At 45.2% G+C, this 12,888-nt stretch carries 15 protein-coding genes and 1 pseudogene; 9 read left to right on the forward strand and 7 right to left on the reverse strand.

All coding sequences use genetic code 11. The annotated features are described in order from the left end of the window. Nucleotides 1-77: 77 nt before the first annotated feature. The 6 genes from ACESON_RS06625 to ACESON_RS06650 all read left to right on the forward strand — a co-directional run bounded on the left by ACESON_RS06625 (nt 78) and on the right by ACESON_RS06650 (nt 7,447). Complete coding sequence (locus tag ACESON_RS06625; protein WP_177959144.1) at nt 78-962, forward strand: sulfide/dihydroorotate dehydrogenase-like FAD/NAD-binding protein; 885 nt, start codon at nt 78-80, stop codon at nt 960-962. Nucleotides 963-998: 36 nt separating this feature from the next. Then, on the forward strand, nt 999-2,387 hold the full coding sequence (gene gltA, locus ACESON_RS06630) for an NADPH-dependent glutamate synthase (protein ID WP_373108953.1): 1,389 nt from the start codon (nt 999-1,001) through the stop codon (nt 2,385-2,387). A 120-nt stretch (nt 2,388-2,507) separates the two neighbouring features. Then, entirely contained in the window at nt 2,508-3,884 is a 1,377-nt protein-coding gene (locus tag ACESON_RS06635; RefSeq protein WP_373108954.1) for an MATE family efflux transporter, read from the forward strand. A 113-nt stretch (nt 3,885-3,997) separates the two neighbouring features. Continuing rightward, nucleotides 3,998-5,380 carry an MATE family efflux transporter gene (locus ACESON_RS06640; RefSeq protein WP_373108957.1) on the forward strand — a complete coding sequence of 461 codons (1,383 nt, stop codon included), beginning with the start codon at nt 3,998-4,000 and terminating at the stop codon, nt 5,378-5,380. A 321-nt stretch (nt 5,381-5,701) separates the two neighbouring features. After that, complete coding sequence (locus ACESON_RS06645) at nt 5,702-6,394, forward strand: hypothetical protein (protein ID WP_177959148.1); 693 nt, start codon at nt 5,702-5,704, stop codon at nt 6,392-6,394. Between the two features lie 42 nt (nt 6,395-6,436). After that, nucleotides 6,437-7,447 (forward strand): GGGtGRT protein, encoded by a 1,011-nt coding sequence (locus tag ACESON_RS06650; protein ID WP_177959149.1) that lies wholly within the window; start codon nt 6,437-6,439, stop codon nt 7,445-7,447. Between the two features lie 215 nt (nt 7,448-7,662). Here ACESON_RS06650 and ACESON_RS06655 read toward each other — a convergent pair whose 3' ends face one another. The 6 genes and pseudogenes from ACESON_RS06655 to ACESON_RS06680 all read right to left on the reverse strand — a co-directional run bounded on the left by ACESON_RS06655 (nt 7,663) and on the right by ACESON_RS06680 (nt 11,210). Next, the gene (locus ACESON_RS06655; protein ID WP_373108958.1) at nt 7,663-8,832 is read right to left on the reverse strand and encodes a tyrosine-type recombinase/integrase; all 1,170 of its coding nucleotides are present in this window, start codon (nt 8,830-8,832) and stop codon (nt 7,663-7,665) included. A 179-nt stretch (nt 8,833-9,011) separates the two neighbouring features. Continuing rightward, nucleotides 9,012-9,806 (reverse strand): hypothetical protein, encoded by a 795-nt coding sequence (locus ACESON_RS06660; RefSeq protein ID WP_373108959.1) that lies wholly within the window; start codon nt 9,804-9,806, stop codon nt 9,012-9,014. A gap of 14 nt (nt 9,807-9,820) precedes the next feature. After that, nucleotides 9,821-10,120 carry a hypothetical protein gene (locus ACESON_RS06665; protein WP_373109096.1) on the reverse strand — a complete coding sequence of 100 codons (300 nt, stop codon included), beginning with the start codon at nt 10,118-10,120 and terminating at the stop codon, nt 9,821-9,823. A gap of 24 nt (nt 10,121-10,144) precedes the next feature. Next, nucleotides 10,145-10,312, reverse strand: a pseudogene (locus ACESON_RS06670) (zinc-ribbon domain-containing protein); the annotation flags it as partial. A gap of 39 nt (nt 10,313-10,351) precedes the next feature. Further along, nucleotides 10,352-10,780, reverse strand: a complete 429-nt coding sequence (locus ACESON_RS06675) for an ImmA/IrrE family metallo-endopeptidase (protein WP_373108961.1) — start codon at nt 10,778-10,780, stop codon at nt 10,352-10,354. A 7-nt stretch (nt 10,781-10,787) separates the two neighbouring features. Continuing rightward, on the reverse strand, nt 10,788-11,210 hold the full coding sequence (locus ACESON_RS06680) for a helix-turn-helix domain-containing protein (RefSeq protein ID WP_373108962.1): 423 nt from the start codon (nt 11,208-11,210) through the stop codon (nt 10,788-10,790). Between the two features lie 207 nt (nt 11,211-11,417). Between ACESON_RS06680 and ACESON_RS06685 the strand changes: the two genes are divergently transcribed. Then, a complete protein-coding gene (locus ACESON_RS06685; RefSeq protein WP_373108963.1) occupies nt 11,418-11,627 on the forward strand; it encodes a helix-turn-helix domain-containing protein in 210 nt (69 codons plus the stop codon). 170 nt (nt 11,628-11,797) lie between these two features. Here ACESON_RS06685 and ACESON_RS06690 read toward each other — a convergent pair whose 3' ends face one another. Then, entirely contained in the window at nt 11,798-12,394 is a 597-nt protein-coding gene (locus ACESON_RS06690) for a hypothetical protein (protein ID WP_373108965.1), read from the reverse strand. 80 nt (nt 12,395-12,474) lie between these two features. On the opposite strand from ACESON_RS06690, the gene ACESON_RS06695 reads away from it, so the two are divergent. Beyond that, entirely contained in the window at nt 12,475-12,675 is a 201-nt protein-coding gene (locus tag ACESON_RS06695) for a hypothetical protein (protein WP_373108966.1), read from the forward strand. After that, on the forward strand, nt 12,669-12,884 hold the full coding sequence (locus ACESON_RS06700; RefSeq protein WP_373108967.1) for a hypothetical protein: 216 nt from the start codon (nt 12,669-12,671) through the stop codon (nt 12,882-12,884). Before ACESON_RS06695 ends, ACESON_RS06700 begins: the two co-directional genes overlap by 7 nt. The last annotated feature ends 4 nt before the right edge of the window (nt 12,885-12,888 follow it).

The following is a 12,888-nucleotide window of genomic DNA, read 5'->3' on the forward strand; positions in this document are numbered from 1 at the left end:
ACAGTTTCTGAGGAACAATAAAACCCTTAGAATACATGATAAAATATTTTGCAGCAGCAGAACATGGGAGGATCAATATGTACAGAATTTTGAAAGCAGAACAGCTGGCTGATAAGATTTTTCTGATGGATGTGGAGGCCCCGCGTGTGGCCAGAGCCTGTCAGCCGGGAGAGTTTGTAATTGTCAAAATAGATGAGAAGGGAGAACGGATTCCTCTGACAATCTGCGATTATAACCGGGAACAGGGAACCGTTACCATTGTATTCCAGATTGTAGGTGCTTCTACTCTGAGAATGTCCGGATTGAAGGCCGGAGATGCCTTCCAGGATTTTGTAGGACCGCTGGGACAGCCATCTGAGTTTGTAAAGGATGATCTGGAGGAAGTAAAAAAACGCAAATATCTGTTTGTGGCAGGCGGTGTGGGAACAGCGCCGGTATATCCTCAGGTAAAGTGGATGAAAGAGCATGGCATTGAGGCAGATGTCATTGTAGGTGCCAAGACAAAGGATCTTTTGATTCTGGAGGATGAGATGCGTCAGGTAGCAGGAAATCTTTATGTTACCACAGACGATGGTTCTTATGAGAGAAAAGGCATGGTAACCAGTGTGATTGAGGATCTGGTAAAGAATCAGGGAAAACACTATGACGTTTGTGTTGCCATCGGACCGATGATTATGATGAAATTTGTCTGCAAGCTGACTAAGGAGCTGGAGCTTCCAACCATTGTCAGCATGAACCCTGTTATGGTAGACGGAACCGGTATGTGCGGAGCATGCCGTCTGACCGTAGGCGGAGAAGTGAAATTTGCCTGTGTAGACGGACCGGAGTTTGATGGCCATTTGGTAAACTTTGATGAAGCTATGAAGCGCCAGCAGATGTATAAGACAGAAGAAGGCCGGGCAATGTTAAAGGCAATCGAGGGTGATACTCATCATGGCGGCTGCGGCCACTGCAACGATTAATGGCAGAACAGAGGAATCAGATCGGAGGATAAAATCATGGACGTATTAAAGAAAGTTCCTGTAAGAGAGCAGGATGCGAAGGTTCGCGCAACGAATTTTGAAGAGGTTTGCTATGGTTATAATAAAGAAGAGGCAATGGAGGAGGCTTCCCGCTGCCTGAAATGTAAAAATGCCAAGTGCATGGGCGGATGTCCTGTTTCCATCAATATTCCTGGATTTATCAAAGAAGTAGAGGCCGGCAATTTTGAAGAAGCAGCCAATATTATTGCAGAATCATCTGCACTTCCTGCTGTCTGCGGACGGGTATGTCCTCAGGAAAGCCAGTGTGAAGGACAGTGTATCCGTGGTATTAAGGGCGAGCCGATTTCCATTGGAAAGCTGGAGCGCTTTGTTGCAGACTGGTCCAGAGAGAATGGTTTTGTACCCAAGGTAACAGCTGAGAAAAACGGTCATAAGGTGGCTGTTGTGGGCTCCGGCCCTGCAGGTTTGACTTGTGCTGGCGATCTGGCAAAGATGGGCTACGAGGTAACGATTTTCGAAGCTCTTCACGAGCCGGGCGGCGTTCTGACCTACGGTATTCCGGAGTTCCGTCTTCCGAAGAATTCCGTTGTCCGCAGCGAGATTGAAAATGTGAAAAAGCTGGGTGTGACCATTGAGACAGATGTGATTATCGGAAAGTCCGTAACCATTGATGAATTGATGGATGAGGAAGGCTTTGAGGCTGTTTTCATCGGTTCCGGTGCAGGTCTTCCGAAATTTATGGGAATTCCTGGTGAGAATGCCAACGGCGTATTTTCCGCCAATGAGTATCTGACCAGAAACAACCTGATGAAGGCATTCCGTGAGGATTATGACACCCCGATTGTGGCAGGAAAAAAGGTAGCTGTTGTAGGCGGCGGAAACGTAGCAATGGATGCTGCAAGAACAGCGCTTCGTCTTGGAGCAGAGGTACATATTGTATATCGCCGCAGTGAGGCAGAGCTTCCGGCTCGTGTGGAGGAAGTTCATCATGCAAAGGAGGAAGGTGTTATTTTCAACCTTCTGACCAACCCCGTAGAGATTCTGACTGATGAAAATGACTGGGTAAAGGGAATGGTAGTTCGTAAAATGGAGTTAGGCGAGCCAGATGCTTCTGGAAGAAGAAGACCCGTAGAAGTCGAAGGCTCTGACTATGTGATGGAGGTAGACACTGTGATTATGTCACTGGGAACTTCTCCGAATCCGCTGATTTCCTCTACTACAGAAGGTCTGGAAATCAATAAGCGCAAATGCATTGTTGCAGAAGCGGAAACCGGACAGACTTCCCGTCCGGGCGTATTTGCAGGCGGCGACGCAGTAACCGGAGCTGCTACAGTTATTCTTGCCATGGAGGCAGGAAAACACGGCGCAAAGGGAATTGATGAATATCTGCGCAATAAAAATTAAAAAAATTGAGGCGGGAATACCGCTGGAATCAGTAGGGTGCTGCAGGAAAAATGCGGCACCCGTCTTTTTCTGTGACGCGGAGAAAAGGATGATATAGGAAGAAAGGATGAATCAGAAGATATGAAAAAAGAATCCCATCACATTGATTTACTGAACGGACATATTTTTCCGTCTCTGACAGGACTTGCTCTGCCGATTATGGCAACCTCCCTGGTTCAGACCGCCTACAATCTGACTGATATGGCGTGGATTGGACGAGTTGGAAGCCATGCGGTAACGGCAGTGGGAGCAGCAGGAATGTATACCTGGTTTTCCTCCGGAATCGTGATGCTGGCAAAAATGGGCGGACAGGTTAAGGTGGCGCACAGTCTGGGAAAACAGCAGAGAGAGGAAGCGAGGGTCTACGGGAGAGGAGCCCTGCAGCTGACAGTGCTTCTTGCTCTTGCCTTTGCCCTGATTGTCAATCTGTGCGCGGATCCTCTGATTGGATTTTTCCGCCTGGAAAGCGCTGGAACAGCACAGGCGGCAAAGGTCTATCTTCGGATTACCTGCGGCCTGATTCTGTTCCCGTTTTTGAACCAGACTCTGACCGGATTATTTACGGCAGTAGGGGACAGCAAAACCCCTTTTTTGGCAAACTGTATCGGACTGGCTATGAACATGATCCTGGATCCCATTCTGATTTTCGGAATAGGACCCTTTCCAAGAATGGAAGCAGCAGGCGCTGCTTTGGCTACAGTTTCGGCACAGATGACGGTTACCCTTGTTTTGACGATCAGAGCTTCCCGGGAACCGGTTCTGCTTCATAAAATCGGTCTGTGGAAAAAGGTTCCCTGGGAATTTTTTCGGACGATTCTGGCTGTGGGAACACCATCTGCGTTTCAGACAATGCTGTACTCCGGGATTTCCATGGTGCTTACCAGAATGATTGCCTCCTGGGGAGATGCAGCGGTGGCAGTCCAGAGGGTAGGAGGCCAGGTGGAATGTATTTCCTGGATGACAGCAGAGGGCTTTGGCTCAGCTATGAATGCCTTTACAGGACAGAACTATGGGGCAAAGCAGTATGACCGGGTAAAGAAAAGCTATGGAATTGCAGTACTCTTTATTGGAATCTGGGGAATTATCACCTCCTGTATCCTTGTTTTTGGTGCAGAGCCCATTTTCCGCCTGTTTATTCAGGAGGAGGAAATTCTGCCCATTGGCATTCATTATCTTGTGATTCTGGGGCTGGGGCAGATGCCTATGTGCCAGGAGCTGGTAACAGGGGGCGCTCTCCAGGGAATGGGAAAAACACTGTCCTGTTCTGTGATTACCATTATTCTGACTGCGGCAAGAATCCCGCTGGCTCTGGTGCTGGGAAAAACCGGACTGGGGCTGGACGGCATCTGGTGGGCTCTGACACTTACCAGCGTAATGAAGGGAATTGTATTTGTTATTTATTATGTATGGATTCTGAGGAGACTTCCCCGTGAGCCACAGGCAGCAGCCCATGCATAAGAAGGACAGGAAAGAGAAAAAGTTATTCAGAAACAGGAAATTTGCCGGAGAAATGGCATAAAAAGGCAGAGTAAAGAAACGGCAGGAGACAGAATGAAAAAGGAGAGAAGCCTATGGCCAGAGGAATGACGAAGGAAGAAAAATACAGACAGATGATTGAAACACCGGTAAACCGCCTGATTCCCAGACTTGCAGTTCCTACGATTATCAGTATGCTGGTAACGTCTATTTACAATATGGCAGATACATTTTTTGTCAGTCAGCTCAGTACCAGTGCATCAGGAGCCGTAGGTGTTATGTTTTCAGCGATGTCCATGATTCAGGCAATCGGGTTTACTCTGGGCATGGGAAGCGGAAACCACATTTCCCGTTCTCTGGGAAATCGGGATGAGGAGCGGGCAGGCGTATTTGCGGCAACAGCTTTTTATACAGCAGCTATTATCGGAGTGGGGATCCTGGCAGTAGGCACCTTGTTTTCCCGGCAGCTGGTGTTTTTTCTTGGAGCCACGGAAACCATTGCTCCCTATGCTCAGGATTATGCAAGATATATTCTGATTGGGGCGCCGTTTATGATGACCTCCTTTGTTATGAATAATATCCTTCGTTCTCAGGGAAATGCTGTTTTTGCCATGGTGGGAATTACAGTTGGCGGGATTTTGAATATGATTCTGGATCCCCTTTTGATTTTTGGCCTGGATCTGGGAATTTCAGGGGCAGCCATTGCTACTATGGTCAGTCAGATTATCAGTTTTTGTATTTTGCTTTATCAGTGCAATGCCCGTCCGGACTGTATTAAAATTCAGCTTTCCAAATTCCGGCCATCGGGAAAGGTGTACGGTGAAATTCTTCACGCAGGCCTTCCCTCCTTCTGCCGCCAGGGTCTGGCAAGCGCAGCAGCAGTAATTCTGAATTTTGCAGCAGGGCCTTATGGGGATGCAGCCATTGCAGCTATGTCTATTGTGACTCGGTTTATGATGTTTATTAACTCCAGCCTGATAGGCTTTGGGCAGGGATTTCAGCCGGTATGCGGCTTCAATTTCGGTGCGGAACGGTATGATCGGGTTCTGGAGGCCTTTTGGTTTTGCGTGAAGGTAGCTGTAATTATGCTGACAGCATTTGGAATTGTCTCCTTTGGAATCAGCCGCCCGATTATTACAGCTTTCCGCAGAGAGGATCTGCAGGTAATTGAAATCGGAACCCTGGCTCTGCGGCTTCAGCTTCTGACAATGCCGTTCCAGGCCTGGGTTATTATGGTGAACATGCTGACTCAGTCTATTGGCTATGGATTTCGGGCATCTCTGGTAGCTATGGGACGTCAGGGACTGTTTTTGATTCCGGCGCTTCTGATTCTTCCGAAGCTGTTCGGCATTCTCGGACTTCAGATGGCTCAGCCCATAGCAGATATGCTGACCTTTGTTCTGGCAACTGTAATTGTGTCCGGGATTTTAAAGGAGCTGAGACAGATGAAGGAAAAACAGAATTTTGTGCCTAACTGAACCGATACAGGAAGTGTAACAGTTCAGCCATGCATTTTCTTGACCGCTTATAGCGGACAAGAAGCATCGGGCGTTTGCCCTATGAAGTTTCAGACAGAAAAAATCTTATGAAAACAAGCTTTCAACGTTTTTTTCTGTCTGAAGCTTCGCATGGCAGAACTATTACAGTAAGTTACAAAAAACGCAAAAAAGGACTGGACTATTTTGTGTTTTTATGAGAAAATAAGATTAAGTATGGTGTGATAAAATTAACAATCCAGAGTGTTATGGACTGTTATAACGCGTACTTCAGGACATTACACAGTTGAAAGGAGTTTTAACATGATTTATTCACATGAAGTAGAAAAAATGTGCACCGTTGCGCAGGGCGTACATCATGGCGCCGCTCCGATCCCGGAAGAGGCAAAGTGGGTACAGGCGAAGGAAGTGAAGGACATTTCTGGTCTGACACATGGTATCGGCTGGTGTGCTCCGCAGCAGGGCGCATGTAAGCTGACCCTGAACGTAAAAGAGGGTATCATCCAGGAGGCTCTGGTTGAGACCATCGGATGTTCCGGTATGACCCATTCCGCAGCCATGGCATCTGAGATTCTGCCGGGCAGAACGGTTCTGGAGGCTCTGAATACTGACCTGGTTTGTGACGCAATCAACACTGCAATGAGAGAATTATTCCTGCAGATCGTATACGGAAGAACCCAGAGTGCTTTCTCTGAGGATGGTCTTCCCATCGGCGCAGGTTTGGAGGATCTGGGAAAAGGCCTTCGCTCTCAGGTTGGTACCATGTATGGAACTCTGAAAAAAGGCCCGCGTTATCTGGAGATGGCAGAGGGTTATGTAACCGGTATCGCTCTGGATGCAGACGATCATATCATCGGTTATCAGTTCGTAAGCCTTGGTAAGATGACTGACTTTATCAAGAAGGGTGATGACCCGAATACTGCATGGGAGAAAGCAAAAGGTCAGTATGGCCGTGTAGCTGATGCTGTTAAGATCATCGACCCGAGACAGGAATAAAGAAAGCGGTAAACGAATTTTTTAAGGAGGATACTACATATCATGGCATTATTTGAATCATATGAGAGACGCATCAAACAGATTGATGCAGTATTAAACAGCTATGGCATTGCTTCTATCGAAGAAGCTGAGAAGATTACAAAAGACGCAGGTCTTGACGTATACAAGATGGTAGAAGGCATTCAGCCGATCTGCTTTGAGAATGCAAAATGGGCTTATACCGTTGGTGCAGCTATCGCAATCAAGAAAGGCTGCAGAAAAGCAGCTGACGCAGCAGCAGCAATCGGTGAAGGTCTGCAGGCTTTCTGTATCCCTGGTTCTGTAGCAGATACCCGTAAGGTAGGTCTGGGACATGGAAATCTGGGCAAGATGCTTCTGGAAGAGGAGACTGAGTGCTTCGCATTCCTGGCTGGCCACGAGTCCTTCGCAGCAGCTGAGGGTGCTATCGGTATCGCTGAGAAAGCAAACAAGGTTCGCCAGAAACCTCTGCGCGTTATCTTAAACGGTCTGGGCAAGGATGCAGCTCAGATTATTGCCCGTATCAACGGATTTACCTTCGTTGAAACAGAGTATGATCCTTACACCAACGAGGTTAAGGAAGTATCCCGCAAGTCCTATTCTGAGGGCCTTCGTGCAAAAGTAAACTGCTACGGCGCTAACAGCGTTCCGGAAGGCGTTGCAATCATGTGGAAAGAGAACGTAGACGTTTCCATTACCGGTAACTCTACCAACCCGACCCGTTTCCAGCATCCGGTAGCTGGTACCTACAAGAAGGAGAGACTGGAAGCAGGCAAGAAGTACTTCTCTGTAGCTTCCGGCGGTGGTACTGGACGTACTCTGCATCCTGATAATATGGCAGCAGGTCCGGCTTCCTATGGTATGACCGATACTCTGGGCCGTATGCATTCTGATGCACAGTTCGCAGGTTCCTCTTCTGTTCCGGCTCACGTAGAGATGATGGGTCTGATCGGTGCAGGAAACAACCCCATGGTTGGTATGACTGTTGCAGTTGCAGTTTCCATCGAGGAAGCAGCAAAGGCTGGCAAGTTCTAAAAAACAAAACAATACTATTTGTTTACTTTCGGGTAGGATCAAAATTTGGTCCTACCCGATTTTTAATATTTTTTTAAAAATTTCGGTTTTTTTCGTGACGTTTTATTTATAAGAAAAACGCCTAAAAACCTTGTAAAATAAGGGAAAATCGATGTTTTAGAAGAGTGTTTTTAGCGCCTTAAAAAAAGCGATAAATTGAGACGGTTAGCGACAAATTAGCGACACACTTTTATTTTCTCAATTTCTGCGCGCAGCTCTTCCACGGTTCGATGGCCGTATACGGCGTTTGTAATATCACTTTTGAAACTGTGACCCAACATCCTTTTCCGGTCATTTTCAGAAACTCCATATTTTTCACACAGCCAGGCAAAGGTATGTCTGCAATCGTGCGGAGTGTGGCGGGGCAGATTAAGGGCATCTAATTTGTCGGACATATACCGCCGGAACGTAAATGACGACACTGTTAATAATCCGCTGTCCTTTTCTAATCTGCGTTTAACCAGCGGGAGGATGGCAGAGTGGATAGGCACAATTCTGTTTTTCCCAGCTTTTGTTTTGATGCCGCCCTGAAAGTACTGCTCGGCAAGATTGACCTTCATCGTTTTGTAGGCGGCTATCCGATATCCAGAGTAACACATAATCAGTAAAAACTCCACAACCGGATCTTCCTGATGCTGCCATAGCACTTGTAGCTCATCCTCTGAAAATGGAACGCCGTGCTCATCATCATCAGCAATGTTGATTTTGACGTTAGATGAGTAATCCTTGTCACATATACCTTCCCGGTCAGCAAAAGCATACATCTGATGGAAGAGCGAGACAATGGTTTCCAGGCTTGCATGTTTGAGCGGACAAGAGTCTACAACTTGCTGCAGGTCGCTGTGGCGTAGAGACACAAAATGCTTATCATGCAACACGGAACAGTTTCGGAAGCCGGCTCTGGTAAGAGCCTTAGAGCTCTCTGAGTACTGCTTTTTTGATAGCTCGTATTTATCCTTATAAAACCGCTCGTAGACCTCAGCAAATGTCAATTCCGGCGGTTTCTCCTCTTCCCCTGTGATTACAGAGCGGATGCGGCTATAATCGGCCAGAAGAGCCTTTGCAACCGTCTCCAGGCCTACTGTGGCGATGCCGGTTTGCGGTTCTGGCCTGGGTGGATAAACGCCGGGGATGTAACTGCCAGCATGATAGGCGGTCAAAATGGAGACACCATACAGCCAGTCATCCACATAGGCGATAGCCTTGACCGGAACAGGACGCCCCTCCAGGTCAAATTCTGTGGTGGGCGGGTAAACACCATAAGGGTTTACGCGGTTCTTCCCGGACAGTTTTTTGATGCTGCCGAAGCCATTTGGGAGCTTCGGATGCTTTTTTCGTCTTGGCATAATATCATTTCCTCCTTTTTGGGTATAAAAAATACGCCCCTTGCCAGGACGTTCCAGAAATGATATACTTTATTTGGGTGTAGAGTATATCTTCCTGGAGTAATCCGGCAAGAGAAAATCTATGTGAAAACCGTTCCTGTTGGTAGCAGGGGCGGTTTTTGCTTTCTAAGTTTCGCGCGTTAGTCAAATACGCCAGAGAAATAAGTAATGTAGGTAGTGCCTACAGTTGTATCAGTTATATCCATTAGCCATAAATCATATACTCCGCATCGACGAGCATGATAATTTAATCCGTTGTCATCAATAGTGGTGTCTGAATATCTTGGCAAATTAAACATTTCGATAAAAGAGTCTCGTTCTTCGTATTCAAAAGGTTTAAAAATCTGTATCCTTAAAAGGTAGTCGTTGTTGAATTCATACACGTATTCACCGTCTTCATAGGTTAAGGAGCGAATGGGATATATTAATCCAGTTGGTGATGTATAGTCCCATTCTTCAATAGATTCAGGCTCTCCAATTAATTCAATTACCTCAGATTCGTGAAATGGGCGATATTCTCCATTTTCTTCGGTATAAAATTGAGCTGCATCAAAAACTATGAGATGCTGGTTTTTGTTTTCAATATCGCTAGATACATCTTGAATTTCCAGATCTTGTTGTGGATTACGAGGTGATACCATTACGATGCCTGTCATAACTATGAATAACAAAGTTATTGCGATTCTAGTTGGCTTATTAAACTTTTTGTACTTCCACATCAAAAAAATACCAAGCGGGAAGCAACAGCAAAACGTTACAAGGATAATAAACCACGTTCGTGAATAAAATGGCATTTTTGTAACTGTACTATTTATTTTGGGCTGTTCTGGAACTGTGAAAAAAGACTTGTCAGTTTCTTGCACAGTTTTTGCGGGTTCGCCACAATTCGGGCAAAAATTCCCATCGAATTGTGTTCCGCATTTTCTACAATACATAACACACTCCCCCTTTAAAGCTTAAATTTTTTGCCGCAATTTAAACAGGTCACCTGTACTTTGTGAGCGCCAATATTGCCAGCCATAAGTCCCAGTGGGCCAATTAATGCAGCACCTACCACCGCTTTTCCAATCCCAAAACCTTTTTTATTTCCTGACAACGAAGTAGAACCACAACGAGGACATTTAGCCATAGAGGCATATTGCTGTTGCTGGAGCTGTAATTGCTCTTGCTGAGTCTTCAGCGCCATTGCCTGCATTTTAACTTGTGCCCGTTGAGCCTGAATCTCATTATATTCTTTTGTTTTTGCCATTGCTGTACTTGATAATGGCGCGCGACAATTGGAACAGAAATTAGATCCCTTTGGATTACTATTTCCGCATCTCGGACACACTTCGCAATCTGAAACAATTACCTCAGTAGGCGGCTCTTCTATGCGCTTTCCGCACAGTGAACAAAATATGCTATCGTTTAAAATCTCCCCGTTGCAAAAAGGACAAATCATCAGTACCTCCCCTCCCTTCTTTTGTGTTTATTAAAACGCCTATGGCTGTTTTAACCTTAATTTAATCAACCTTTTCTCGTATCCTAAAGCACGGGAAATCTGGTCAATGCTGCATTGCTGATATTCCGCTATCATATCATCGCTGACGAGCAGGGACATAGCAAACAGGTCAGCTTCCCGTTCATAGCGGCAAGTGTTTAGTTCTGTTCTGGTGTCCATAAAAATCGTATTGGCCTTTTTATGTAAAAACATGTGTCCCATTTCGTGGGCGCATTCAAAAGCCTGCTCGTGACGAGGTAGGTTTTCATCTATATAGATAATGTTGTTCCGTTGAAAATACTGGTAAAAAGCCCTGGTGTCGATTAACGGAGCAAATACAAGGATGGCATTCAAGCCTTGCAATATCTCAAACGGATTCCTGGTTCTGTATTTTCGTGCCAGAGAGTCCGCTTTTTGTTTTATATCCATTTAGGCATCAGTCCTTTTTATACTTTTTTGGTGTGTAGAGCTGTTTGTTCTTTTCTTTCGCCATTTCCATGCCTACTCTCATTGCTGACAGAATAGAATCGATAGCTTCCGGGCTGGCTGGCTTTCCGTCAAACATCAGCCCTTCCTGATTCAGTAACTGGTTTCTGGTATTCTCTAAAATCTTTTCTATATCCCGCTCATCTCTGGCGGTCAGAACAGGAGAAGGAACTTCGGAGCTGTTTTCTCCAGTCATCAGGTATTCTATTGTAACTCCAAAATAATCCGCTATTTTTTGTAACTTATCTTGTTTTGGAGTATAGTTCCCCTTCTTCCAGTTTGTAAGAGTGGCAGTGGTCACTCCTGTTTCTTTTGCCACACGGTATGCTGTTACTCCTCGTTCATTTAACAGGCGCTCAAAAATGTCATACATATTCAGTCCTTTCCGCCTAAAATAAAATAGCTTAGAAAAATTAGCTAAAATTATTGACAAGCTAAGAAAACTATGCTATCTTATATACATAGCTTAGAAAACTAAGCTAAATACAATGACATAGGCTTTGATTTCTTAATTAACTTAGGTGGTACTTTGATTATATAAGAAATCTTAGATAATGTCAATATAAATAATAAAAAGGAGGTGTTATTCTTGTACAAAAATTACGCTACTTTAAGGGATGAAAGAGGGATAACGGATTATCGCGTGGCCATGGATACTGGAATCTCTACCGCTACACTGTCTAGCTGGAAATATGGAAACTACACCCCGAAGGTAGACAAACTTCTGATTTTAGCGAAATACTTCGGTGTTTCTGTCGAGGAGTTGCTGGAAGAGCAGACTGAGGAGTAGGAGGTGAAGAAGAGTTGAGTGTTTGCATCGCTTTAATGCTAGTTGGCTTATCTGTATTCGCCATAGGTGTAGTCAAATCAGTAAAAAGTAAATGTACTGATTTGACTGCAATAACATGGCTTTGGTCTGGCGTTGCCTTGATAAATATCGCAACGGTTCTTGCAGGTGCATTATAGTTTCATTTTTACAATGTCGTGGAGTTCGTTTGCGATATGTTCGAGATGCTTTTCGGCATTACGCCCAGATGGATAGGTATCTGCAAATGGCGCATTTGAATATGGATTGAATGCAAAATTAGCATGATATTTCTTTTCCGAGGAATGATAAGATACCTCAAATTGAAATGTCTCATTTGTGACCGAGTGAGCGACAAGAGGGCATCTTAAAGCGTAACCAGGACAAAAAATAGCTCCATGTAATTTTTCAAATCCGTTTTCGTTTATATCACCGCAATATTCTGCTTCTGTAAATTTATGACTACACTTCACTTCATCAATGATTGCTTCAGAGGCTCCGAAGTTTTTAATGATGATGTAAAGTAAACTATTCAGATAGACTGGATATATTTGGATGTTGGGGCGGGTGGATTCTTCTATCATTTTATTATTTTGACGTAATGTATCAATAGATATTTTGATAGCCACGATACTGGTAATGGTAGAAGCGATAATGCCACATATCTGAATCCAGTCAGATGGTGCTAATGAAGAAAAAAACGAAGAGGATTGAGAACCAATAGATGAAACGGTAGCAATGGTTAGAAACATATATATTCTCCTTTGTAATTTATATAGGAGATTGTAGCACAGAAAAAGGAAATTTGCCAGATGAGTAGGAGGTGAGCCCTATGAAAGAAATCCTTACTGCAGCTGAGGCAGCCCGGGAAATCGGATGTACGTCCCAGAAAGTCCGGGAACGCATGAAGCGCGGTTTGTGGGATTTGGGAGAGGTTATTGAAAAGGACAAGCTGGGGCGAGTGGAGAAGAGTGAGTACAATATCCACCGACACAAGCTTGAGAAATTTATAGGGAGGAAGTTGACATGGTGAGATTTAAAGAAGCGCCTCATCCGGCGCTGAGTTACGCAGCTGTTACCGCCGGTCCCGGCCCGTTGGTGGATCCGGCGCTGGTGGTGGAACTGGAGAAGTTAGAAAATGAAATCAGCGGATTGCGGGCTGAGAATAAGTTCCTCTGGAGCCTGTTGGGGACAGTAATTTTTGTGTTTTCACTGACTACGTGGGTTCCAGTGGTGTTTTGAGAGG

The sequence above is a fragment of the Lachnoclostridium sp. Marseille-P6806 genome (assembly GCF_964238185.1).
Taxonomy (GTDB): Bacteria; Bacillota; Clostridia; order Lachnospirales; family Lachnospiraceae; genus Brotaphodocola.